General features: G+C 39.8%; 23 protein-coding genes and 2 tRNA genes. 17 read left to right on the forward strand and 8 right to left on the reverse strand.

The annotated features are described in order from the left end of the window. Window positions 1-41 precede the first annotated feature (41 nt). The 3 genes from rsmH to B9T24_RS04730 form a co-directional block, all read right to left on the reverse strand. Entirely contained in the window at window positions 42-965 is a 924-nt protein-coding gene (rsmH, locus tag B9T24_RS04720; protein ID WP_086164727.1) for a 16S rRNA (cytosine(1402)-N(4))-methyltransferase RsmH, read from the reverse strand. 180 nt (window positions 966-1,145) lie between these two features. Continuing rightward, entirely contained in the window at window positions 1,146-2,165 is a 1,020-nt protein-coding gene (locus tag B9T24_RS04725; RefSeq protein WP_086164728.1) for a sulfate ABC transporter substrate-binding protein, read from the reverse strand. A gap of 245 nt (window positions 2,166-2,410) precedes the next feature. Next, on the reverse strand, window positions 2,411-3,412 hold the full coding sequence (locus tag B9T24_RS04730) for a sulfate ABC transporter substrate-binding protein (RefSeq protein WP_086164729.1): 1,002 nt from the start codon (window positions 3,410-3,412) through the stop codon (window positions 2,411-2,413). A 371-nt stretch (window positions 3,413-3,783) separates the two neighbouring features. Between B9T24_RS04730 and B9T24_RS04735 the strand changes: the two genes are divergently transcribed. From B9T24_RS04735 to B9T24_RS04755, 5 genes are all read left to right on the forward strand, one after another. Then, window positions 3,784-4,086, forward strand: coding sequence for a hypothetical protein (locus tag B9T24_RS04735; protein WP_086164730.1), 303 nt, complete (start codon window positions 3,784-3,786; stop codon window positions 4,084-4,086). Between the two features lie 130 nt (window positions 4,087-4,216). Beyond that, a complete protein-coding gene (gene gltX / locus B9T24_RS04740) occupies window positions 4,217-5,725 on the forward strand; it encodes a glutamate--tRNA ligase (protein WP_086164731.1) in 1,509 nt (502 codons plus the stop codon). A 58-nt stretch (window positions 5,726-5,783) separates the two neighbouring features. Beyond that, window positions 5,784-5,859, forward strand: a tRNA-Ala gene (locus B9T24_RS04745). Between the two features lie 30 nt (window positions 5,860-5,889). After that, window positions 5,890-5,965: transfer RNA gene (locus B9T24_RS04750), tRNA-Glu, on the forward strand. Window positions 5,966-6,389: 424 nt separating this feature from the next. Then, entirely contained in the window at window positions 6,390-6,731 is a 342-nt protein-coding gene (locus B9T24_RS04755; protein WP_086164732.1) for a hypothetical protein, read from the forward strand. Between the two features lie 32 nt (window positions 6,732-6,763). Here the strand turns inward: B9T24_RS04755 and B9T24_RS04760 are convergent, their stop codons facing one another. Continuing rightward, window positions 6,764-7,729: a cation diffusion facilitator family transporter gene (locus B9T24_RS04760; RefSeq protein WP_086164733.1), complete on the reverse strand. Its 966-nt coding sequence runs from the start codon at window positions 7,727-7,729 to the stop codon at window positions 6,764-6,766. A 172-nt stretch (window positions 7,730-7,901) separates the two neighbouring features. On the opposite strand from B9T24_RS04760, the gene B9T24_RS04765 reads away from it, so the two are divergent. Then, window positions 7,902-8,702 (forward strand): DUF4198 domain-containing protein, encoded by an 801-nt coding sequence (locus B9T24_RS04765; RefSeq protein WP_086164734.1) that lies wholly within the window; start codon window positions 7,902-7,904, stop codon window positions 8,700-8,702. Window positions 8,703-8,781: 79 nt separating this feature from the next. Here the strand turns inward: B9T24_RS04765 and ettA are convergent, their stop codons facing one another. After that, window positions 8,782-10,443: an energy-dependent translational throttle protein EttA gene (gene ettA, locus B9T24_RS04770; protein WP_086164735.1), complete on the reverse strand. Its 1,662-nt coding sequence runs from the start codon at window positions 10,441-10,443 to the stop codon at window positions 8,782-8,784. Window positions 10,444-10,753: 310 nt separating this feature from the next. Between ettA and B9T24_RS04775 the strand changes: the two genes are divergently transcribed. The 3 genes from B9T24_RS04775 (at window position 10,754) to B9T24_RS04785 (ending at window position 13,642) form a co-directional block, all read left to right on the forward strand. Continuing rightward, window positions 10,754-12,031 (forward strand): O-acetylhomoserine aminocarboxypropyltransferase/cysteine synthase family protein, encoded by a 1,278-nt coding sequence (locus B9T24_RS04775; protein WP_086164736.1) that lies wholly within the window; start codon window positions 10,754-10,756, stop codon window positions 12,029-12,031. Window positions 12,032-12,359: 328 nt separating this feature from the next. Further along, window positions 12,360-13,247 carry an SDR family NAD(P)-dependent oxidoreductase gene (locus B9T24_RS04780; RefSeq protein ID WP_086164737.1) on the forward strand — a complete coding sequence of 296 codons (888 nt, stop codon included), beginning with the start codon at window positions 12,360-12,362 and terminating at the stop codon, window positions 13,245-13,247. A gap of 80 nt (window positions 13,248-13,327) precedes the next feature. Then, complete coding sequence (locus B9T24_RS04785; RefSeq protein ID WP_086164738.1) at window positions 13,328-13,642, forward strand: hypothetical protein; 315 nt, start codon at window positions 13,328-13,330, stop codon at window positions 13,640-13,642. Between the two features lie 40 nt (window positions 13,643-13,682). Here B9T24_RS04785 and B9T24_RS04790 read toward each other — a convergent pair whose 3' ends face one another. Beyond that, a complete protein-coding gene (locus tag B9T24_RS04790) occupies window positions 13,683-16,046 on the reverse strand; it encodes a Tex family protein (RefSeq protein ID WP_086164739.1) in 2,364 nt (787 codons plus the stop codon). 336 nt (window positions 16,047-16,382) lie between these two features. On the opposite strand from B9T24_RS04790, the gene ompR reads away from it, so the two are divergent. The 3 genes from ompR to B9T24_RS04805 all read left to right on the forward strand — a co-directional run bounded on the left by ompR (window position 16,383) and on the right by B9T24_RS04805 (window position 20,560). After that, window positions 16,383-17,147: a two-component system response regulator OmpR gene (ompR, locus tag B9T24_RS04795; RefSeq protein ID WP_004650626.1), complete on the forward strand. Its 765-nt coding sequence runs from the start codon at window positions 16,383-16,385 to the stop codon at window positions 17,145-17,147. Between the two features lie 230 nt (window positions 17,148-17,377). Next, window positions 17,378-18,838, forward strand: coding sequence for an ATP-binding protein (locus tag B9T24_RS04800; protein WP_086164740.1), 1,461 nt, complete (start codon window positions 17,378-17,380; stop codon window positions 18,836-18,838). A 204-nt stretch (window positions 18,839-19,042) separates the two neighbouring features. Further along, window positions 19,043-20,560 (forward strand): acetyl-CoA hydrolase/transferase family protein, encoded by a 1,518-nt coding sequence (locus tag B9T24_RS04805; protein WP_086164741.1) that lies wholly within the window; start codon window positions 19,043-19,045, stop codon window positions 20,558-20,560. A 148-nt stretch (window positions 20,561-20,708) separates the two neighbouring features. Here the strand turns inward: B9T24_RS04805 and B9T24_RS04810 are convergent, their stop codons facing one another. Then, complete coding sequence (locus tag B9T24_RS04810; protein ID WP_086164742.1) at window positions 20,709-21,458, reverse strand: hypothetical protein; 750 nt, start codon at window positions 21,456-21,458, stop codon at window positions 20,709-20,711. A 180-nt stretch (window positions 21,459-21,638) separates the two neighbouring features. Here B9T24_RS04810 and B9T24_RS04815 point away from each other — a divergent pair, with 180 nt between their 5' ends. Next, window positions 21,639-22,340: a DsbA family oxidoreductase gene (locus B9T24_RS04815; protein WP_086164743.1), complete on the forward strand. Its 702-nt coding sequence runs from the start codon at window positions 21,639-21,641 to the stop codon at window positions 22,338-22,340. An 82-nt stretch (window positions 22,341-22,422) separates the two neighbouring features. Here the strand turns inward: B9T24_RS04815 and B9T24_RS04820 are convergent, their stop codons facing one another. Further along, window positions 22,423-22,623, reverse strand: coding sequence for a dodecin family protein (locus B9T24_RS04820; RefSeq protein WP_086164744.1), 201 nt, complete (start codon window positions 22,621-22,623; stop codon window positions 22,423-22,425). Window positions 22,624-22,818: 195 nt separating this feature from the next. On the opposite strand from B9T24_RS04820, the gene B9T24_RS04825 reads away from it, so the two are divergent. The 4 genes from B9T24_RS04825 to B9T24_RS04840 all read left to right on the forward strand — a co-directional run bounded on the left by B9T24_RS04825 (window position 22,819) and on the right by B9T24_RS04840 (window position 25,504). Next, on the forward strand, window positions 22,819-23,079 hold the full coding sequence (locus tag B9T24_RS04825; RefSeq protein WP_416224348.1) for a hypothetical protein: 261 nt from the start codon (window positions 22,819-22,821) through the stop codon (window positions 23,077-23,079). Window positions 23,080-23,305: 226 nt separating this feature from the next. Further along, window positions 23,306-23,491, forward strand: a complete 186-nt coding sequence (locus B9T24_RS04830) for a hypothetical protein (RefSeq protein ID WP_086164746.1) — start codon at window positions 23,306-23,308, stop codon at window positions 23,489-23,491. A 341-nt stretch (window positions 23,492-23,832) separates the two neighbouring features. Continuing rightward, window positions 23,833-24,012, forward strand: coding sequence for a hypothetical protein (locus tag B9T24_RS04835; protein ID WP_086164747.1), 180 nt, complete (start codon window positions 23,833-23,835; stop codon window positions 24,010-24,012). A 10-nt stretch (window positions 24,013-24,022) separates the two neighbouring features. Then, window positions 24,023-25,504, forward strand: coding sequence for a hypothetical protein (locus tag B9T24_RS04840; RefSeq protein ID WP_086164748.1), 1,482 nt, complete (start codon window positions 24,023-24,025; stop codon window positions 25,502-25,504). The last annotated feature ends 18 nt before the right edge of the window (window positions 25,505-25,522 follow it).

Raw genomic sequence — 25,522 nt, forward strand, 5'->3', positions numbered from 1 at the left:
CGCCAATTTTTCTGCTTTTTTTTCAACAACTTCAGTTTTCATTATTCGCCTTTTAAAGCTAAGCGTTCTGCAACTCTAAGCCATGCACTACGTGAACGAAAATTGGCTTTGATCTCTGCTTCACTGGCACGGACTCGGGAAATTTTCTTTAAACGACGGGTATCTTCCCGTTCTTGTGGCATACCCCAACTGGTATCTTCAGCTAAAGTTGATTCCTTTTGAATAAATTGTTTAATTAAACGATCTTCTAGCGAGTGGAAACTAATGACGGCTAAACGACCTTCTATTTTGAGCACATCAACCGCTTGCGGTAAGAACGCTTCAATATCTTCTAATTCTTTATTAATGGCAATACGAATCCCCTGAAAAGTTCGTGTTGCTGCATGTTTATTTTTTTCCCATTTCGGATGCGCGACTTTCACAATTTCTGCTAATTGTGCAGTGGTGTCAATATAGCCCGCAGCTTTAATGGCTTTTGCAATACGACGGCTATAACGTTCTTCACCATATTGGAAAATCACATTGGCCAAAGCTTCTTCTTCGATATTGACCAACCACTCAGCCGCAGTTGGGCCTTGTGAATTGTCCATGCGCATATCCAGTGGACCATCTTTCATAAAGCTAAAACCACGTTCTGCCTGATCCAGCTGTGGAGAAGACACGCCTAAATCGGCCATCACGCCATCAACCAAACCAATTCCGCGCGCTTCAAGTTCTTGTTTTAAATCGGCAAAACTGGCATGGATAATTTTAAAACGTGGATCTTCTTGTTCTAAGATTGCCGCAGCTTCCAAAGCCTGTGGGTCTTTATCAAAACCATAGACACGGGCATTTTCATCTAATTTAGACAACAATAAACGCGTATGCCCTCCTCGGCCAAACGTGCCATCGACATAAATTCCTGTATTGCGATCTGCCAATAAGGCATCAACAGTTTCGTGAAGTAATACAGAAATATGCGACATAAGGGTTCAATCAATACTATGAAAAGTGTAACTGCACATTATTACCTTGTTTTGATAAAGCTCCAAACGTCTTTTTGTAGATAAATATTACTTTCTATAGAGAAAACCGTTTTAAATTTTTCCAATATTCAATAAAAAAAGCCTCCAACAAGGAGGCTTCTAAAATCACACGTCAATCAATTACTTACGCGTATTATAAATCTGATCAAAAGTTGCACCATTCACAAAGTGCGTTTTTTGTGCTTGCGCCCAACCCCCAAACACTTCATCAATCGTGAATGTCTTTAATGGCGGAAATTGTGCTTTGTATTTTGCCAACACTTCAGCATTACGCGGACGATAGAAATGCTTGGCTGCCATCTCTTGACCTAAGGGTGAATACAAATAATTGATATAACCTTTGGCTAACCATTTATTGCCATTTTTTTCCACGGTCTTGTCCACAATAGCAACTGAAGGTTCGGTTAAAATTGAAATCGATGGATAGATGATATCGAACTTATTTTTCCCCAAAGTCTTTTGCGTTACTAAAGCTTCATTTTCCCAAGTCAACAACACATCCCCAATGCCACGCTCAGCAAATGTGGTCATTGAAGCACGTGCAGCCGAGTCCATGACTTTGACGTTACGGTACATTTTGCCGACAAAGTCCTTGGCCGTTGCGTCTGTGCCAGCAGGTTGCTTCAATGCATAACCCCAAGCCGACAAATACACCCAACGCGGTAAACCGCCTGTTTTAGGATTTGGCGTAATAATTTGTACGCCTGATTTGGTTAAATCAGACCAGTCTTTAATCTTTTTCGGATTGCCTTTACGCACCATAAAAACGATGGTTGAGGTATAAGGTGCAGAATTATATGGAAACTCTTTTTGCCAACCCGGCTGAATTTGACCTGATTTTACAATTTCTTCAATATCATTGGCTAAAGCCAAAGTCACGACATCGCCTTGCAAACCATCGACCACAGAACGGGCTTGCTTACCCGAGCCACCGTGTGACTGTTTGAAATTCACCGTATAGCCAGTACGCTGTTTCCAATACGCACCAAAGGATTGATTGAACTCATCATAAAATTCGCGCGTTGCATCATAAGATACATTTAAAAAATCACGATCGGCTGCTTGAGCAGACGTGGCAGTAACAGCTATGCCAGTTGCCAGCAATGCTGCACTGAATAAAGCTTTAAATTGAATTTTCATTACGATACAGACAACTAATCTTGATTGATGCTAAATATATGAAATAAAATCATAAATCGCAATCCATTCAACTTACTGAAAAATCTATTAAATTAGATTTTTTATTTTAATTTATTGTTTTAGTTTAGAAAATTCAAATACAGTTTACTTATTCTATATTTATAGCATTTTATGCACTACATATAAGAAAAATGGATAACATTCGCTATCCATTTCCTTAACCTTAATAAAATCAGGTCATTTATTTATTGTTTACTGCTGTAAATCTGATCAAAAATCGCCCCATTTACAAAATGCGTTTTCTGCGCTTTTGCCCATCCGCCAAACACATCACCAATGGTGAACAGTTTAATTTTTGGAAATTGTGCTGCATATTTTGCGGCAATTTGTGGATTACGTGGACGGAAAAAATGCTGTGCCGCCAAATCCTGCCCTTTGGGTGAATATAAATAATTAAGATAACCTTTGGCTAAATTACGGTTACCATTTTTATCGACCGTTTTATCAACAATGGCGACTGAAGGCTCTGCCAAAATTGAAATTGAAGGATAAACAATCTGGAATTTGTCTTTACCCAAACCTTGGGTCGCCAATAAAGCTTCATTTTCCCAAGATAACAATACATCGCCAATACCACGTTCAGCAAAGGTGGTTAAAGAACCGCGTGCGCCTGAATCAAGCACTTTCACATTGCCGTAGAGTTTTGTCACCAACGCTTTTGCTTTAGCATCATTGCCACCCGGCTGTTTTAAAGCATAGCCCCAAGCAGAAAGGTAGATCCAGCGTGGTGCTCCCCCCGTTTTGGGATTTGGCGTAATAATTTCTACACCTGATTTGGTTAAATCATTCCAATCTTTAATATTTTTAGGATTACCCTTACGCACTAAAAATACCACCGTTGAAGTATACGGTGCAGAATTATTGGGAAACTGTTTTTGCCAGTTTTTATGAATCAGTCCAGCATTGACAATTTCCTCAATATCATTGGCTAAAGCGAGAGTCACCACATCGGCTTGTAAACCATCAATGACCGAACGTGCTTGTTTGCCCGATCCACCATGCGACTGTTTAAAGTTAATCTCCTGCCCAGTTTTGGTTTTCCAATATTGTCCAAAGGCTTGGTTATATTCCTGATAAAACTCACGGGTCGGATCATAGGAAACATTCAGAAAATCTTTTCCAGCAAAGCTATGTGAAGTCATTCCGCCCAATAAAGCAACAAGAGTCGAGACTATTATTTTTTTCATGTTTATAAATCGCTTATTGAAGGTTCTAAGCACTATATAAATCTAAAATAATTTTATCAATCATGTGGTTATATCATTTTATTTATTCAAAATCAGTTTTATAGATATCAATTTAAATGCTGATGTTTACACTTTTATGACTAAAAATATAACAAATGCCGATCAATCTGCATGACCTGCACAAATCTCCATGTTCTATCCATATTTTTTTGATACAAAGTAGCCTATTCAATTGGTTTTCATCATTTTGTAAAAGAGTGTGAGGCAGTTCTACTGTTATATTTTTTTATGTGTTTAAATGATAGTGCTAGAATAAAACAACAATTAGTAAATTCCAGTAGCAAACGGCAGTACTAAAGGGGAAAGTTGAAATGAAATATACACAGTTGATCCAGATATGTAGTTTGAGTCTAAGCTTAGGTCTAATGGCACAAGTCGGACATACGGCTGCCATTAAAACCACGAATGCAAAGATAACGCTTGCGCCTGAACGCTCGTCATTGATTGAAAAAGCACTCCTGCAACAAAAGCAAGGGACCAATATTTTACGTAGCGATAACGATTTAAAAGTTCTTACTGAAATTAAAGTCGCACCGACGCAAAGCTTTTTTGCATCTCAAAATCAAAAATTTACGCGTTTCGTACAAGCCTTATTTCCTCAAAATAACTCTTAATCGCAGCATAAACGTCTTCCCCCCTTAAGACGTTGCAATCAAGCCTAATCATCTCGATGTTGAATTTAACATTAAGTGATTAGGCTTTTTCGTTATAATAGTGTCTATTCACATTCTGAAAATATTGATTATGACTGTTCGTACTCGTATTGCCCCTTCTCCTACAGGCTTTCCACATGTAGGCACTGCATATATTGCTTTATTCAATTTATGTTTTGCCAAGCAACATGGTGGCGAATTTATTCTTCGTATTGAAGATACTGACCAACTTCGTTCAACCCCTGAATCTGAAAAAATGATTTTAGATTCATTGCGTTGGTTAGGTCTAAACTGGTCTGAAGGCCCAGACATTGGTGGGTCACATGCACCGTATCGCCAGTCTGAACGTATGGGGATTTATAAGCAATACGCGCTTGAATTGGTTGAAAAAGGTCATGCTTTTTACTGTTTCGCAACCCCAGAAGAACTGGATCAAATGCGTGCTGAACAGCAAGCCCGTGGTGAAACACCAAAATACGACGGTCGTGGTTTAAAATTAACCACCGAAGAAGTACAACACCGCTTAGCAGCAGGTGAACCACACGTTATCCGCATGAAAATTCCTGAAGAGGGAATTTGTACTGTACAAGATTATCTTCGTGGCGAAGTGGAAATTCCATGGGTACAAGTAGATATGCAAGTTTTACTCAAAACGGATGGTTTGCCAACCTACCACCTTGCCAATGTGGTTGATGACCATTTAATGCAAATTACTCACGTATTCCGTGGCGAAGAATGGTTGCCGTCTGCACCAAAGCATCAATTGCTTTATCAATATTTTGGCTGGGAAATGCCGGTGCTTGGTCACATGCCATTATTACGCAATCCTGATAAATCTAAATTATCTAAACGTAAAAACCCAACGTCAATCAATTACTACAAAGACATTGGGGTATTACCAGAAGCGTTGTTGAACTATTTGGCGCGTATGGGTTGGTCAATGCCAGATGAAAGTGAGAAATTCACTTTGGCAGAGATGATTGAAAACTTCGACATCAAACGTGTTTCACTGGGTGGGCCAATTTTTGATGTGGAAAAACTCAATTGGTTGAATGGTCAATGGATTAAAGCACTTTCTCCTGCTGAATTGTTAAATACACTTTTAGCGTGGAAAGCAGACCGTAAAATGTTGGAAGACATTGCCGCAGCCATTCAACCACGTATCAACTTATTGTCTGAAGCCGTCAATTGGGCTGGTTTTTACTTCAACCAATTCCCACAAGTGTCTAAAGAACAATTTGAAAGTAAAAAACTGTCTGAAGAACAAGTTCGCCAAAGCTTACAGTTTGCAATTTGGCGCTTAGAAAGCTTATTTACTTGGAATAATGACACCGTTAGCCAAACCCTGATGGATTTAGCCAGCCAAATGGAAATTAAGCTGCGCGATTTCATGCCGACTTTCTTTATTGCGATTGCGGGTTCGACCAGTTCAACCCCTGTCATGCAGTCCATGGTCACCATTGGGCCAGATTTAACCTTTGCCCGTTTACGCCATGCATTGGAAATTGTTGGTGGTCCGAGCAAAAAAGAAACGAAAGTGTGGGAAAAACTCAATGAAAGCTTAAAATTGCCGAAAAATGATGCAGTTGATGCGGTATAATTGATTTTATAGTTGACGTGTGAACGCAATGCCCCTAATATTGCGCTCACACAGACTGGGGGTTATAGCTCAGTTGGTAGAGCGCTACAATGGCATTGTAGAGGTCAGGAGTTCGATCCTCCTTGACTCCACCATCTCATGTTTTACCTGTGTTGCCTCGATAAGTCCCTATCGTCTAGAGGCCTAGGACATCGCCCTTTCACGGCGGTAACCGGGGTTCGAATCCCCGTAGGGACGCCAAATTCAAAAAAGCCACTGATCTATTCAGTGGCTTTTTTATTATCTGTACATTATGCAATTTGTAAATTAATCTAACAGCAAAAAAATGGCTTCTCCAACCTCATCCGATTCTTATTGAATTACTCTATACGATTACTTATCAGACAGCGCTAAACTACAGATATACAGCGTGATCGTGATCAATAAGCCAAAAATACCACCGATATAAGTTCCGAATAAAATAAAAGCAATCCACCACATCGAAATGATCTATTTTTTTAATTTAAAACACTTATGTTAACCCTGCAAAATAGATCAATAGGACTTGCCAAATGAAGTCTGATGCGATGTCCATTTCGTTCACACTGTGCTGATGCCAAGTATATTTTTGCTTTCTGCTGCATTAGCATTAAAATAACGCATAGATTAAAATTGTGGAGTTGTAATGCAATACCGTTGCCCAAAATGCCAAAGCCCTAAAATCATTCCTGTTGCACAATCGAGCGGACCAACGACTCGACCTGTCGTTCCTAAAAGCTTAGTCTTTTTAATCTCTGCTATTTTCATCTTATTGCTATTGGTGTTAATCAGTATTGCCATGTGGATTTTTGGCGATGGCGCAGGAACCACCTTACAAGCTGCCACAGTGGTTATTTTTGTCTTGTGCTTAATTTTAGGCTTCCTGTTCTATCGTGATTTGCCCGATTTTAAAATTTCCATGCAAGGTTTTATGCAGTCACAAAAAAAATGGAAATGTCGTGAATGTGATCACGAGTGGGAAATTTAAAAGAAAATCTATTTTCACATCAGCCCAGATGTTCAGCCAAGGTGCTGATGTGAATGCCCATCATGATCATGTAAGTGTTCCTTGTGAGCTTTATTAGGCTGACAAAGTGATTGAGCAAGACATTCATCATTTTCAATCTGTAGTGTCATTTCAGTGATGCCATGCTCATGGCTTAATATTTCCAATGCTTCACGATATAAAGCATTATGATCTGCCTGTGGTGCATACAAATGCACGGTCAAATGCACATTCTTTGACGTAATCGCCCAGACTTTAAGTTGGTGAATACTTTCCACATCTTTTAAATTCAGAAGATCATTGCGCAATTTTTCAATATCAATTTCTTCAGGCACACCTTCAAGCAAAATATTGATACTTTGTTTGAGCAAAATCCACGTTCTTGGCAACACCCAAAAACCAATCAGTACCGCAATTAAAGTATCCACCCACATCCAATGGGTCACATAAATTACCACTGCACCGATAATCACGCCAACCGAACCCAATGCATCACTAAGAACCTCTAGATAAGCCCCTTTAACATTCAGGCTATCTTTGGAACTGGAAAATAAAATACGCATTGAAATGAGGTTAATCACTAAACCAATCGCGGCGACACTCATCATGCCTAAGCTTTGGATTTCAGGCGGATGTGAAAAACGCTGATAAGCTTCATATAAAATATACATCGCCACAACAAACAGCATAGAGGCATTAAATAGCGCTGCAAGAATCTCGAAACGCTGATAACCAAAGGTGCGTTTATCGTCTGCGGGAAGTTTGCCAATTTTAATCGCCACCAAAGCAATCGCTAAAGCTGCTGCATCCGTAAACATATGTGCAGCATCAGACAGCAATGCCAAGCTTTGCGTGATAAAGCCTGCAATTACTTCAATCACTAAAAATGAGGTGGTTAATATCAACGCAAAAGTGAGTTTTTTTGCATTGTTTTCAGTCACAACTGCATGACTATGATCATGCCCATGATGGCTACTCATTGCATCCCCTTCTTCTTGTTTGATTGATTTTTTTAAATTTCAATTTCTTGACTCTTAAATCAATATTGATAATCATTACCATTATCAATTAAACCCATTCCTCGATATACTTAGCTTGCCTTTAATTCAATTATCCCATGAAAACACACCAGAAATATTCAGGAAGCTACTGATGAAAAAATATTTAGTTTTGGCTTTACTCGCCTGCTCATATAGCCAAGCGCATGAACCTTATATTGCACCTTTAAGTTACCTGACTGCAAATACACAAATTTCAATGCTCAGTGGCTACGCAGAAGAAGCATTAAATGCAGAATATGCCTTAAAAGATGTTCAGTTTAGCGTGATTCAGCCCAACCAAACTCAAATCAGTATTCAGCCGCAAAGTCAGCTAGAGTCTGTGAGCACATTCGATCTAAAATTACCTGAACAAGGCACTTACACGGTTTATGGCAAAACCTCTTATCCAATTCAGTATGTACAACATAATCAACAATGGAAAGTTTTTGCAGATGTTGCCGCAGATAAAGTTCCAGCACTGAGTGAACGTGACTATGTGATTCCAAGTGACTTTAAAGGAAAAACACCGAAGAAGGTCGACACGATTCGCGAGTGGAGTATTCAAAGTTATATCAGTAAAGCAACCACGTCGCCAATTGCAGCCACTCCAGCGCCCATTCAAGTGACCTTCCAAACCCACCCGAATGAAATTGTGGCTGGGCAACCCGTTCAACTTCAACTAAGAAAAGCAGGCAAAGCACTTGCCCATGCCGAAGTACTGATTCGCGCCCAAGGCACAACCGATAAACAAGCACAAACGGTGGCTGTAAATCCCAATGGAACAGTGACACTTACGTTCCCGAATGCAGGGAGCTATTTACTGGAAGTTAGTGAAAAAATCGAAAGTAAAGCCACACCTCAAAACCAGTATTACACCATTATCAGCTTAGGGGTTAAAACGCCTACTGCTTAATATTTAAAACAAAATATAAATACCCTACAAAAAAAACCAGCCCGTAGGCTGGTTTTTTTAATCACACAAAAATAAGCAATTAAACGCCTATTTTTTTGTATTTAGCACGCTTTTGTACACCAGCATCACCTAAACGAGACTGACGGTATGCTTCATATTCAGCATAGTTACCCGCGTAGAATTCAGGTTGATCATTTTCAAACGATAAGATATGCGTTGCAATACGGTCTAAGAACCAACGGTCATGCGATACCACCATTACCGTACCAGGGAAGACCAAAATGGCATCCTCAAGCGCACGTAAAGTTTCAATATCCAAGTCGTTCGATGGCTCATCCAGTAAGATCACGTTTGCGCCCATTTGCAGGATTTTCGCCAGTTGTAAACGGTTACGCTCACCACCAGACAATTCACCTACGCGTTTTTGCTGATCTTGACCTTTAAAGTTAAAACGACCAATGTACGCACGCGATGCGATTTCGTAATCACCAATACGTAAGATATCTAAACCGCCAGAAATTTCTTCCCAAACCGTTTTCTTATCATCTAAGGTGTCACGTAACTGACCCACATAAGCAACTTTAACCGATTCGCCCAGTGTTACCGTACCCGTATCTGGCTGCTGTTCGCCTGTCATCATACGGAATAGTGTCGTTTTACCCGCACCATTCGGCCCCACAATACCCACAATCGCAGTCGGTGGAACAGAGAAGGTTAAGTTCTCATACAATAAACGACCATCAAACGATTTGCTGATGCCTTCAACATCAACCACCTTGTTACCCAAACGTGGGCCAGGTGGAATATAGATTTCTGAAGTTTCATTACGTTGTTGGAATTCTTTAGAGTTCAGCTCTTCAAAACGTTCCATACGCGCTTTGTTTTTCTTTTGCTGACCTTTGGCATTAGAACGAACCCATTCAAGTTCTTTCTTCAATGCTTTAGCAAAAGATTCCTCTTGCTTGTTTTCTTGCTCTAAACGGGCATTTTTCTGTTCCAACCAATTGGTATAGTTACCTTGGTAAGGAATACCCATGCCACGGTCAAGCTCAAGAATCCACTCAGCCACGTTATCCAAGAAATAACGGTCATGCGTAATTGCTACAATCGTACCAGCAAAGTCTTTTAAGAAACGCTCTAACCAAGTCACAGATTCTGCGTCTAAATGGTTCGTCGGTTCATCAAGAAGCAACATGTCTGGCTTAGACAAAAGCAAACGGCACAGTGCAACACGGCGGCGTTCACCACCTGAAAGCAAGTTTACATCGGCATCCCAAGCAGGAAGGTTCAACGCTGCAGCAGCTTGATCCATTTGGTTGCTTAAGTTATGTGCATCCCAAGCATGAATGATCGACTCTAATTTTTCTTGCTCTTTCGCAAGTGCATCAAAGTCAGCATCTTCTGCTGCATATTCAGCAAACACTTCATCCAAACGCGCCAAAGCGTCCAGTGGTTCACGCAAACCATCTTCAACGTTACCACGAACATCTTTATTTGGATCTAATGGTGGTTCTTGCTCAAGATAGCCGATTTTAATACCCGGTTGAGCACGTGCTTCACCTGAGAAATCTTTATCTACGCCAGCCATAATACGAAGCAAGGTAGATTTACCTGCACCGTTTAAACCAAGTACACCAATTTTGGCACCTGGGAAAAATGATAAAGAGATGTCTTTTAAGATTTCGCGCTTAGGCGGAACCATCTTCGACACACGGTTCATCGTGTAAATATATTGGGCCACGTAGGACTCCTCTATAGAAAAAGCAACATTCACACAATGTGAATAACATTATGCGAACAAATATTCGGGGCATTATACGATGAAAGCAGCGAAAAAATAAGGCATAGCACGCATCTTCAATAGAATGTTACAACTCAGCGCATGTCGATTTTTTAAACATCCTGATAGCCCGTTATTTTTTTTCAGCTTGGATTGAAAAAACATCATTAATATAAGGATTTAAGATAACATTTTCACTTAAATAGCACTTTGATTCATATATAGAAATGCTAAACTCAATCAATATTTAACTCACGAAGATGATGTAAACATGACCTACAAAGACGAAACCCTTGCCATACATGCAGGCTATAGCCCAGAAGCCACCACCAAAGCCGTGGCGGTGCCTATTTATCAAACCACATCTTATGCCTTTGACAATACACAACATGGGGCCGATTTATTTGATTTAAAGGTGCAGGGCAATATTTACACCCGCATTATGAACCCAACCACGGCTGTTTTAGAACAACGTTTGGCTGCGCTTGAAGGGGGTATTGGGGCTTTGGCTTTGGCATCAGGCATGGCTGCCATTACCTATTCTATTCAAACGATTGCAGAAGCAGGTGACAATATTGCCTCTGTTTCAACCTTATATGGCGGGACATACAATCTTTTTGCCCACACCTTGCCAAAGCAAGGCATTGAAGTGCGTTTCTTTGACTATCAGGATCCCGAAGCGCTACGTGGCTTAATTGATGATAAAACCAAACTGGTGTTTGTCGAATCAATTGGTAATCCACTGGGTAATATTATTGATTTAGCAGCGATTGCAAAAATTGCCCATGAATATGGCGTACCAGTGATTGTTGACAATACCGTTGCAACACCTGCCCTACTGAAACCTTTTGAACATGGGGCTGACATTGTGGTGCATTCACTGACCAAATATATTGGCGGGCATGGCAACTCGATTGGCGGTGCAATTGTTGATAGTGGTAAATTCCCTTGGGGTAAATACCCTGAACGCTTCAAAGTTTTAAATACGCCTGATCCAAGTTATCACGGCGTAAATTATGTCGAAGCTTTAGGCGAAGCTGCATATATCGCACGAGCACGTGTTGTACCTCTACGAAATACAGGTGCAGCAATCAGTCCACTCAGCGTATTTTTGATCCTACAAGGTTTAGAAACTTTGAATTTGCGTATGGAACGTCACACTGAAAATGCGCAGAAAGTGGCTGAATACTTACAACAACACCCTAAAGTAAAATGGGTCAACTATGCGGGTCTAAAAGACCACCCACAGCATGCTTTGGCACAAAAATATGTCCAAGGCAAACCCTCTGCTATTTTATCCTTTGGGGTACAGGACGGTTTAGAAGGCGGCACGCGCTTTATTGATGCACTGCAACTCTTTACACGGTTAGTCAATATTGGCGATGCCAAAAGTTTAGCTTGCCACCCAGCCACCACCACCCATCGTCAGTTGAATGAAGCTGAATTGAAATCTGCGGGTGTCAGTATTGATATGGTTCGCCTATCTGTGGGGATTGAGCATATTGATGATTTAATTGCCGATTTAGCACAAGCACTGGCACACGTTTAATACTTCTTATTACAGCATATTTTGAACCTTCTTTCTTACTGGAAGAAGGTTTCTTAGCTTTTTACTTTCTGATTATTTATCTTTAATTGAGTTTATGTTCTTCACCAATCAGAATGTCTATGTAATAATCCAATTACAGAGCGAACAACAATAGAGCAATTACTCTAATTATGTTTATAAATTCAACAACTTATTTATGGATTTTTTTTAAACATTGGTTATTATATGCCACATGAGGACAGCTCAATTTCCCAGTATTTGAGCCCAATAATCGACTATAAAAAACATAATCTAGAAGTTTATTCTATACAAATAAGGAAACTACAGCGTGAATTCAAAACTAGAGAAACTTTTTCAAAATAAAGTGAAGGGTAAAGTTGTTTTAATCACCGGTGCATCCAGTGGTATCGGCTTAACCGCGGCACATAAACTTGCCGATGCCGGTGCGCATGTTTTATTGGTCTCACGTACCAAAGACACATTAGATGAAGTCAAAGCAGAAATTGAGGCTAAAGGTGGAAAGGCTTCCGTTTTCCCATGTGATTTAAATGATATGAAATCGATTGATGATGTATCTCAACAAATTTTAGCCTCTGTCGATCATATTGATATTTTAATTAATAATGCGGGGCGTTCAATTCGTCGTGCTGTGCATGAATCATCAGATCGTTTCCATGATTTTGAACGTACCATGCAGCTCAATTACTTCGGTGCAATCCGTTTGGTGATGAACATCTTGCCACAAATGATGGATCGTCGTGATGGTCATATCATCAACATCAGCTCGATTGGTGTATTGGCGAATGCAACGCGTTTTTCAGCTTATGTTGCTTCTAAAGCCGCACTAGATGCTTTCAGCCGTTGTCTGTCAGCAGAAGTTCACTCACATAAAATTGCCATTACTTCAGTTTATATGCCATTGGTACGCACACCAATGATTGCACCGACTAAAATTTATAAGTACGTACCAACATTATCGCCAGAACAAGCGGCTGACTTAATTGCATATGCAATTATCAAGCGTCCGAAGAAAGTAGCAACCAACTTAGGTCGTTTAGCCTCTATCACCTATTCCATTGCACCAGATGTCAATAATAAGTTGATGTCGATTGGTTATAACCTATTCCCAAGCTCTTCAGCTTCAGTGGGCGAACCACAAAAACTCAATTGGGTACAAAAAGCATATGCACGTCTATTCCCAGGCGAACATTGGTAAAATTGTGATAAATGAAAGCCAGTCATAAGACTGGCTTTTTTTATGTTATAAACAGCTACCCTTTTTTCTTTTAGATTTTTATGCGCATTGCGGCTGTTATGTTCCAATTGGGTTGTTTTGCTTTTGCCCTATTTCTTGGCTACCAAATCATCCATTCTATTTATCAACAAAATTATGAATTAATGGAAATCGTCAGTAATGTCGGCACGATTCTCATTTGTATCGACCTAGGTATATTTCTACATTTCAACAAGTCGATTGCAGCACTCAAAAGTAAAGCAACATCGCAACACGCCCCAGTCCCAGTTTCAACATTAGAAAAAATCACCCGCAAGTTGGGTCATTTGGGCATTATGCTGATTATTTGTAGTTGGATCGTACCAAAGCTCGCATAAAAAAACCTCCCATTGGGAGGTTTTTTTATGCGGTTAAAGATTACTTAGAACCTTTAATCCCTGCTTGTAATAACAATGCACCTAAACCACCAATTTTTTGCTCTTGTGGTTTAGCCGATTGCGGTTTCTTCGCTTGTGAGTGATCACCTTGAGGACGTGCAGTTTGCGGACGTTTAGCCTGTGGCTTACGCTCACCACGTGGTTCAGTTTGAGTATTTTGCTCACGACGTGGTTGACGCTGTGCCTTTACTGGTGCTTCCGAACCTTCAGGACGCATCGACAAGTTCACACGGTTACGTTCAGCATCAACTTGCAAGACACGGACTTGCACAATTTGACCCGGTTTCACGACTTTATGTGGATCCGCAACAAATTCATTTGCCAATTCAGAAATATGCACCAAACCGTCTTGGTGTACACCGACATCGACAAAAGCACCAAAGTTAGTCACATTAGTAATCACACCTTCAAGCTGCAAGCCTTCAGTCAATTGTGATACGTCAGTAATGTCTTCACGGAATTTTGCCGTACGGAATTCTGGACGTGGATCACGACCCGGTTTATCCAGCTCGTTTAATACGTCTTGAATGGTTGGAAGACCAAATTTGTCATCGGCGAAATCTTCTGCATTCACTTGGCGAATGATTTCAGAATTACCAATCATATCTTTCACTGTGGTCGCTTTAGCAGCAACAATTTTGCTCACCAAAGCATAACTTTCAGGGTGAACGGCTGAAGCATCAAGCGGTTCAGAACCTTCTTGAATGCGTAAGAAACCTGCCGCCTGCTCAAAAGTACGTTCGCCTAAACGCGGCACATTCTTCAATGCTTGACGATTATCAAAACGACCATTGTCTTTACGGTATTCTACAATTTGCTGTGCAATGGATTTATTTAAACCTGCGATATAACCCAAAATTGCAGCGGATGCTGTATTCACATCCACACCAACAGAGTTCACACAGTCTTCAACCACCGCTTCAAGCGTTTTTGCAAGTCCTGCTTGGTTTACATCATGTTGATATTGACCTACACCAATTGATTTCGGATCAATTTTCACCAGCTCAGCAAGCGGATCTTGTAAACGACGAGCAATGGATACTGCACCACGAATAGAAACGTCTAATTCTGGCAGCTCAGCAGATGCCAATTCAGATGCTGAATAAACCGATGCCCCTGCTTCACTGACTGAAACACGCGTCAATTTCAAATCAGGATTTTGTGTCATCATCTCTGCAACCACCGCTTCTGTTTCACGGCTTGCAGTGCCATTACCAATGGCAATTAAATCAACATCAAATTCACGGCACAAACGCGTAAGTTCAGCAATTGAACCGGCTTTGTCTTCTTTCGGTGCAAATGGGTAAACCGTGCTATGCGCAACCACATCACCCGATGCATTGACAACAGCCAATTTCACGCCAGTACGAATACCTGGGTCTACACCTAAGGTACAACGAGAACCCGCTGGTGCTGAAAGCAATAAATGACGTAAATTTTCAGCAAAGACATCCATCGCCTCAGCTTCAGCGATCAAACGTTTTTCGGTTAACAATGAATGTTCGATTTGTGGACGAATTTTGCCTAACCAAAACAATTTTGCAGTTTGTTTTAAGTAGTCTGCACGCGCTTGCGGTTGAACTGAATCAAGATGATATTCAGTTTCAATTCGGCTGAGTGGTGCATCATTTTCACCATCTACTTTTAAGTTCAAGACATTTTCTTGACGACCACGTAACATCGCCAATAAACGATGTGATGGCACTTTATTAAAGTTTTCAGAAAAATCGAAGTAATCACGGAATTTTTTACCGACTTCTTTTTTCTCGTCACTGGCCACTAAACTTTTAAGCACTGCTGTTTTAGCAAATGTCGCTTTAAGCTCTGTGGTTAAAGCAATGTTCTGCGCCCAGTCATCAATTAAAATATGCTGAATCGCATCCAGCTGGCTTTCAACATCAGGATAATCTTCATGACTAAAACCAGCCAAAGCTTCAGTTGGATCGACTTGCTCTGCAAAGATTTTTGCCGCAATCGGTGCTAAACCTGCTTCTTTGGCTTTAAATGATTTACTGGTACGTTTTGGACGATACGGTGCATACAGTTCTTCTAAAACATTCTTTGTTTCAGCAGCATTTACACGCGTTAATAAATCATCTGACAATTTATTTTGTTCTTTCAGAGATTCAATAACTTTTTCTCGGCGTTCAAATAAATCGCGCAAATACGATAAACGCGTGTCGAGTTGGCGTAACTGCGTATCGTCTAAGCCCTGAGTTACCTCTTTACGGTAACGTGCAATAAAAGGAACGCTTGCACCTTCATCAATCAGCTTGATGGCAGCTTCTACTTGATTTGGACGTACGGCAATTTCTTTTGCTAACTGCTGAACTAAGTCAGTCATCGTGTTTGATCCCACAAGGATAAGTACTAAATGGCATGATTATAAAGACCAAGACCATAAAATCCACAATTGTTTTTATTAAATTCATAAGTGGTCAATATTGCCAATCCATGTTTTTTTCATACTTCGCTACAAAATTAAGGGATAAGTTCATTTTTAGTCTGCATGTTTAGCAAGATTAACGGCCAATTAGATGTATACATTTGGTATCTATGTCTTGATTTTATCTGCAATATTTGTTGCTTTAGAGCATAGTAAACAGATACAAATGAATCGTATACTCAAGGCTATCCGAACTTTTGTTTACGATGACAATAAAGAATAAAGGAGCACATCATGAGTTTAGTTGTACCTGCTGAAAAAACAGATCCAGTACACACCGAAACTGATCGCGTCGAACGCATTCTCGTTGTGGATGATGATGTGCGATTGCGTACGTTATTACAGCGCTTTCTGGAAGATAAAGGCTTCGTAGTGAAAACGGCACACGATGCAACACAAATGGATCGTTTGTTACAGCGTGAACTTTTCTCCCTCATCGTGCTCGATTTCATGCTTCCTGTTGAAGATGGTCTGAGTATTTGTCGTCGTTTACGTCAATCGAACATCGACACCCCTATCATTATGCTGACTGCACGTGGCAGTGATTCTGATCGTATTGCAGGACTTGAAGCCGGTGCAGATGACTACTTGCCAAAACCCTTTAATCCAAATGAACTGTTAGCACGTATTCGTGCCGTACTTCGCCGTCAAGTCCGCGAAGTTCCGGGTGCGCCGAGCCAACATATGGAAGTGGTCAGTTTTGGTCCATGGTCACTGGATTTATCCACACGCACCCTGACGCGTGAAGGTCAAGTGGTGACGTTAACCACGGGTGAGTTCGCCGTACTGAAAGCCTTAGTACAACATCCACGTGAACCGCTTACCCGTGACAAATTGATGAATTTGGCCCGTGGTCGTGAATGGGGTGCAATGGAACGCTCAATTGACGTACAAGTATCACGTTTACGTCGTCTGGTTGAAGAAAACCCAGCCCGTGCACGTTATATCCAAACCGTTTGGGGTGTCGGCTATGTCTTTGTTCCAGATGGCGCGGAATAAGAAAAAACCTGACAATGTGAACCATATATTTGTCCCTTAATGCCATTCGCTGCTGTTTGAGCTAACCCTCAATTAAAGGCTCGCATTGAAGTGCGCGAGTTCAGCGAATGGCAAAGTTTTTGGTTCTTTTTTAAAAGAACAATACGAGCTCCTACCATTAGAATTAATTCGGTAAGACTCCTTCAAAATTCAACAAATCAAATACTTCAGATTCAGCATAGGAATCAGATGTGAAACTCGAACCCATCGACCCACAAAAATTTACCGATTACGAAGCTTATTCAGAAAAAAAACGTACCCGACCGGAACGCTTTTTGGATAAAATTAAGCCGCGTTCTGCTGCAATGCGTACCACTGTACTGGTGTTATTCATTGTATTTTTCAGTTTATTTATGTCGTTGTGGTTCTTTTGGCGCACCCTCTATCTTCCAGAAATTCAACAACATGCCCGATATCTAGGTGTTGAACTCGAAATCATTAACAATCCCGATTTACGTATTTTCCATAATGATGCCGAAGTCGATGTCGACACTTGGTTAAAAAATCGTGTCGGTATTGAATACATCACCAACCCCAAAGAATATCCCAGCGTTCGCGACAAAGTTATTGCTGAATTTTTTACCAATCAAATTGAAAAAAAGCTGGCCAAAGAACTCAAAGTTGAAAATGTGACGGTCTATTTCCAATTTAAACCCAGTCCCCGTATTTGGATTCAAACCCCTGAAATGAATGGACACTGGGTGCGTGAACCTTTGAAAACCTATGCCAACTATAGCCCTGAACTGGTCTTTGGTTGGTTGCTGGGTGTACCCCTGATTGCTGCTGCCATCATTTTAACACTGGTGCGCCAGCTCAACCGCCCTTTACGCCGTTTGCAAAATGCTGCCAATAATTATAGTAAAACTGGTTCTGCACCTTATCTTGAAACCAATCATGGGCCACAAGAAATCCGTGAGGTGAATCAAGCCTTTAATCATATGATCTATACCTTAGATCAGGCTGAACGCGACCGCCGTATTATGCTGGCTGGCATTTCCCATGACTTACGCACGCCTTTAACCCGTATTCGCTTAAGTGCAGAAATGATGCCTAATGATGACTTTCTCAAAGAAGGTTTAATTTATGATGTAGAAGATATGGATGCTATTCTGAATCAGTTTATCTCCTATATGCGTGACGGTTCAGATGAGGAAATACAAGACACCGACATTAATATGTTGTTACAAGAATTAGTGGTGCAGTTCAAACCTTTAGATATTCGTTTCAAAGCTGAAGAAATTCCCGTGATTCAAGCGCGAAGTCTCTCGCTGAAACGCCTAATTGGTAATTTAATTAATAACTCAAAACGCTACGGCGCTGAACCCATTGAATTGTCAGCAAAAGTTGAAAACGATCATATTTTTATTAGTGTTGCAGACCATGGTGAGGGTATTCCTGAGGATCAAATTGAAGACTTAATGCAACCCTTCGTCCGAGGAAATGAAGCCCGTACCGTACAAGGCAGTGGTTTAGGTTTAGCGATTGTTAAACGTATTGTTGACATCCACCAAGGTCAACTTACGCTGCATAATCGACCTGAAGGGGGTTTAGAAGCCCTTATTTCTTTACCTATTGTTCAAGAGAAAATTGAGGAAAATATCCATAGCTCCACATTAGGAAAAATTAAACAAACATTCAGTGAACGCTTTTAGCACCGATCAAATAAACAACAAACAGTTTTATTTCGCTATGCAGCTGTTGATTTTTAGCTCATTAAAATCAATCAATTAAAAATCATAAAAAATTGTTATACCCACATTTTTTCAAAAAATTAGACCTTAGCCTAACAGGCATGCACAATTTGTTTTTAGGACGGTACAATCTACCCAGTTTCGAACAAGAATTGAGCTTAAACCATGTCTTTAGATCGTATTCGTTTAGCGTCACTTCATGACAAAGTCATGAGCGCAGAACAAGCTGCTACTTTTATCCAAGATGGTATGACTGTAGGGATGAGTGGTTTTACTCGTGCAGGTGAAGCAAAAGCTGTACCTTTAGCACTCGTAAAACAAGCAAAGGAAAATCCTTTAAAAATCACGTTAATTACCGGTGCAAGTTTGGGTAATGACCTAGACAAACAATTGACTGAAGCTGGTGTACTTGCTCGTCGTTTACCATTCCAAGTCGACAATACTTTACGTAAAGCCATCAACAACGGTGAAGTAATGTTCATCGATCAGCATTTGTCTGAAACAGTTGAACAAATGCGTAACCTTCAGCTTAAAAAACCTGATGTTGCCATCATTGAAGCCATTGCGATTACTGAAGATGGCGGAATTATTCCAACCACTTCAGTGGGTAACTCTGCAAGCTTTGCCATTTTCGCTGAAAAAGTGATTGTCGAAATCAACACCAACTTAAGCCCTGCTTTTGAAGGTCTACACGATATTTATATCCCTAGCTATCGTCCAACACGTCAAGCGATTCCTTTAACTCAGGTTGATGAACGTATTGGTACACATGCCATCAATATCGACCCTGCTAAAATTGTCGGTATCGTGATTAACAATGAATATCATGACTCTCCATCAACGGTGACTGAACCAGACGATGAAACTCAAGGTATTGCCAACCACTTGATCAATTTCTTCGAACAAGAAGTTGCTGCAGGTCGTTTACCGAAAAATTTAGGTCCATTACAAGCGGGTATCGGTTCTATTGCCAATGCCGTATTGACCGGTCTTAAAGATTCAAACTTTGAAGATTTAGTCATGTATTCAGAAGTACTACAAGACTGTACTTTCGAATTGATTGATGCGGGCAAAATGAAATTTGCTTCAGGTAGCTCAATTACACTTTCTGCTAAATATGGCGAAAAAGTGTTTAACAACCTTGACGCCTACAAAGACAAATTGGTTCTTCGCCCACAAGAAATTTCGAACCATCCTGAATTGGTGCGTCGTTTAGGTATTATCGGCATTAACACTGCACTCGAATTTGATATTTACGGCAACGTAAACTCAACTCACGTTTGCGGTACTAAAATGATGAACGGTATTGGTGGTTCAGGTGACTTCGCGCGTAATGCTCACTTGGCTATTTTTGTGACCAAGTCGATTGCAAAAGGTGGCGACATCTCTTCAATCGTACCAATGGCATCGCATATCGATCACTCTGAACACGATGTCGATATTCTGGTGACTGAGCAAGGTCTTGCCGATTTACGCGGTTTAGCACCACGTGAACGTGCGCGTGCCATTATTGATCACTGTGCACACCCAATGTATCGTGATGCATTGAATGACTACTTTGATCGTTCTTGTGCAAAAGGCGGACATACCCCTCACCTTCTTCGTGAAGCATTGTCATGGCATGTCAACTTTGAAGAGCAAGGTCAAATGCTTGTTGCTCAACCAGAAGCTAAAATCGCTTAAATAACATCAAAATTTCGTATAAAAAAGCGTACTTCGGTACGCTTTTTTATTGCCGAGATGAATGTTTGAAGTGCATGATGTCCTATCTTAATACCTAACCATTTCATTCAATCCCGCTCTCTCTTCAAGCATATAGCAACTTAAAATGCTATAAACGCTGTTCAATCGCTTTACGATTTTGCTTTTTAATTTTTTCTATTTCTGCATTCAACTGCACTATCTCTGCATATAAAGCATTAAATTGCTTTAAGGGTTGATCTTCATAAAACATAAACGTCTGCTTGTTTTTTTGCCATTTATTGTTTTTCAAAATCTCAAATAAAGCATCAGCCTTACTTAATATCTGCAACTCCAATGCAAATAAAGCATGGGTTTGATCACTATCCCGACTTTCGCGTAAGCTATCTGCCAACTGATGTCTCAAGTTGGCTTTAATCGACAAATGCTTCGCTCGATCTAAAGTATCTTCTTCACGTTGCTGGGTTTGTTGTTGATACTGGGCGGTCAAAAGATGGACTTGTTTTAACATTTGCTCAGTTTCGATAAAATTCTGTTTACGATCTTTCTCTAAACGATCAATATTTAAAAACTGATCCCAATGCAGCGCTTTAAGTTCACGTAAATACTGATTTCTTGCTTCAGCATTTTGAATCATATCGCTCAGGACAAAGTCTGCCATCACTTTATAATCGCCCTGCAAATGATTATCCGACACATTGACATCAATCGGTTTCGACCAATCTTGGGCTTGCTGATAAATGAGTTTGGCTTTTTCATACAATACCGTTTGATAGTCTTTAATTTGGCTTAACTCGTCTTGTTGTACCGAATACTGATAAAACATCCAACCAAATACGGTACATGTCGCTAACGCTAAGATTAAAAAAATCTTTGGCATACGAGACTCCCTTAGACTGACTTTTCAATATGATAACGCGATTCAGAATACAACTGGTTATTTATTCAGCGAAAAGACTGCCGATTTTTGCTACCAAATGAGCTTTTAATTCAATTTTCATGCTTTAAATTTTGCCAGCCACCCCCATCAATGTAGGCAAGAAAAGAGAAGAGATTGCTCATGCGCGTAGATATTTGGTCAGATGTAGTTTGCCCATTTTGTTATATTGGTAAAAAACGTTTGGAAGCGGCAGCGAAACAAGCGGGTGTAGAACTTGAAGTGCATTGGCACAGCTATGAACTTGATCCAGAAGCACCCACTCGTCAGGAAGTTTCAAATTCTGAACGCCTCGCGCAAAAATATGGCCGCACCGTTGCCGATGTTGAAGATATGCAACGCAATATTGCCGCTATGGCTGCTGAGGAAGGGATCCAATTTAATTGGGAAAATGCCAACTCAGGGAATACCTTCAATGCACATCGTATTATTCATTTAGCCCAAAGCAAAGGTTTAGGCTCAGAAGCCAAAGAAGCCTTTTTCTATAGCTATATGACGCAAGGTTTATCAATTGGTGAACGTGAAACCATTGAAGACGTCGCTGCACGTATTGGACTCAATCCTGTTGAAGTCGAGAACGTATTAGATTCAGAAGAATATGCAGACTTTGTTAAATTTGATGAAGAAGTCGCTCAAGATCAATTAAAAGTCACAGGTGTTCCTTTCTTTGTCTTTGATCAACGTATTGCTTTAGCAGGTGCACAACCCCGTGAAGTCTTTTTACAAGTCTTTGAGAAAGCTTTAGCAGCACCTGAACAAGCCTCTATTACTGCTGAAGATGCCGCTGCGTGTAAAGATGATACCTGTGATCTTCCAGAAAAATAAGGCTCTTTTTTGATATAGATTGAGATAACTAAGCATAAAAAATCCCCGAATTCGGGGATTTTTTATGCTCTGATTGATCCATCTAGTCGACCAAGAAACTAATTTTCAAATTAACTCGATATTCGGTAATTTTATTCTCTTTAATAATCACTTTTTGCTCATTAATCCAAGCACCTTGTACATTTTTTACCGTTTCCGTCACCTTGGTAATTCCTGTTTGAATGGCATCCTCAAAACTTTTTTGGCTACTCGAATTAACTTCCACAACTTTAGCGATGGCCATTTTAGAACCTCAAATTTTATTTTTTTGAAGCCCGATATTAGGCTATTTTTTAAACAAAATATTCAACTTTAACATTACAGCGCAAAAACTTACAGAGAAAAACAATACGAACTTTTATTCTTCAAGTCTTACAAAATACAACGTATCTATACAAGGCTTGGACACACAGACATGAACAATTCGCTAGGCTAATACGTGGAACATTTAAGTTCTGAACCATCTAACTTAAAAGAGGTCAATATGGACACTGAAACTCAAAATTCTGCTGTTGATTCTCCCCCTGAACATCATTCATGCTCAAAATCACGTTTTTCACCTATGGTAAAAGGCGTATTCATTGGTGCAGTTGCTGGTGCTATATTATCTTTATTTGGCACTTTGAGTGGCGCTATTATTGGCGGTATTTCTGGTAAAATTTACGAGAAAAGATGCCACAACAAATGCCATAAAAACTGATATTTTTAAACCAGTTAAGACAGCTTGTTAAAACACAACCTGTCTTAGAGCAAAAACTCTAAATATATGATTTATATAATAATTTAAACTCACCATTCATCTTTTATCTTTCTATTTTTTAGCCAAATTGATTATTTTTTGTTACCATTCACATGAAGTCTATTTTTTGTACTCTCTCCCTTTCGTCCATCTTATTTGGGCATTTTCTCCTTTAAAGGACATCATGATGAATATCATTAAAGCTCTTGTGGCTGTCGCTGTTTTGGCTGTTTCTGTAAACGTATCTGCGCAAATTGTTTTTATCCCCGATTTTCCTGTAAAAAAAGCGGTTGAAACCGTGAATGCAGAGCAAAACGTACCTGCTGCTAAAGCTGTAGCTCAAGGAGCAGCTGAAGCTAAAAAAGCCGCTTAAAGTACCTCTGCTTTTCAAAAAAACAGACTTGAGGTAATGGGTCTGTTTTTTTATTTCTGCATTAAAGCTCTGCTGTTTAGAAAACACATCAATAAAAATCTCCAATTCAGCTTCAGTTAAATCGATTCACGACCTGTTTATCGAATAGTTCAACTCGGAGTCAGCATTTTATCTCTTCAGCCATACTGAAAATCGGATATTTATTATTCAAAATTTACAATTTTTGTTTTTTATGTCTATAAAATCTCAAAACATGACAATTTTTTGCATGATTTTTATTTTTAAATCCATATAATCAAAAGCATGACCTTTATCATTTCATCAAATGAAAATGTTTTCTTATGCAAGAACTTCAAGCACTGATTCAAGGTAAAATTCCTCCTCAAGCCATCAATATTGACCAGTTGATTGAGCTTGCTGAACGCTACCCTAAACCGATGTCTGCTGAATATAAATTACTTGAACTTGCCATCAATATTGTCTTGGCAAGTTATCTCGAAAAAGCACAAACACATCTTTAGAGGTCAGTTGATGAATGCCTTAGAAAAAGCGCTGCTGATTAAAGAATTAAATATTTTAATTGATGGATTAGAACATCGATCGTTATCTTTCTTTGAAATCGCAAAATCGAAATCACGTTTAACAGAAATTTTTGGCTTATGTGATGAACCCATTTTTCAAAAACAAATTTTGAAGTTTAAATCCCATACTCAACCTGAAAAAGCAGCCCGTGATTTCGCTGCGAATACCCTGTATAAACTGTCTTTTCGTGGCGTATTTCTACAGGACTCTCTTTTAGAAAAAGCACTCTATCAAAATGCGGATGCGGGTTGGGCTATTTTGTATCATGCTCAAAAAGGTTGGCAAATTTGGTTAATTCCAACGCCAAACCGAACAGCTTTAGTGAGTGAATGGGGTTATTTAGAAAATATCTATCACTGGATGCTGGCACAACAACAAATCTATAGCTGTTTACAAACCGACCATGAATTAAAACAACATGCCCTTTTAGAACATCAACGGGTGAAAGCATTGACCGAGACTGATTTGAATCTATTGATAGATTTCATACCAGAGCAAAATCAGACGGATATACCCGATAGTCTGAATCAAGCGATTGAAACTCTTGATCCTTCTCAGCAAATCATCGCTATAGATTCAAAGGTACAGCACGATGAACTACATGCTGCTCTGCATCCAGAACGGCCATCCGTATGCAATGATCATCCACAAGAAACTCTTGTATCGGTAACTTTAACCGCTCAAGAAAATAATTTAGCTGAAAAGTTGGCTAAAAATTCTGTTCCACAGACCTTAGCACTCAAGCAATATATTGCACATATTCAACCTCTTGACGATGCCAACAAACCTGAGCAAGCGTTATATCGCTTAGAAATACTCGATGCGCCTGAAATCTCACAACATGTAGATTTATTATTGTATGGCCCAAATGTACAGCATTGGCAACAATTGCCGATTTATCTTGCCGAGCAAATCAATTCCCAAGGTCGCTTTATTAAATATTTAGTGTTATTGGGTACAGAAAATCAAATGCAAGCAATTCGCTTAATCCATTTATTTACTGATCCATATCAGCATCAGCCATCCGCGATTAAAGAAATTTTTTGGCATCATTTACAGGACAGTTTTACTCATCTTGAAACGCTATTTGATAGCTATAGCCAAAAAGCCACGTTAATTTGGAATATTGACAGCTATACCCCTTTTATTCCCATACAACTGATCCAAGCACAAAAATTTATCCAATTTGAGGAAAGCCCAGCAGACATCCAAACCCCATTATTGTTATTAAAAGAGCGGCATAAAATCCGTCTGATTCATGGGCAAAACCGCTTAAATCTGTCACGAACTGAATCGGCTTATCCTTATTTATTATTAGACCGTCATCAAGGCGTAAGTTGGCAGCTGATCCAAACCATCCTGACCCAGTTAGCGTCCCCAATTGACTGCTATCAATTATATGAAGCCATTGAAAAATATCTTTCAGATTAAGTTCTATTTTTGTAGCAA

This window comes from Acinetobacter sp. ANC 4654 (assembly GCF_002135425.1).
Lineage (GTDB): Bacteria > Pseudomonadota > Gammaproteobacteria > Pseudomonadales > Moraxellaceae > Acinetobacter > Acinetobacter kyonggiensis.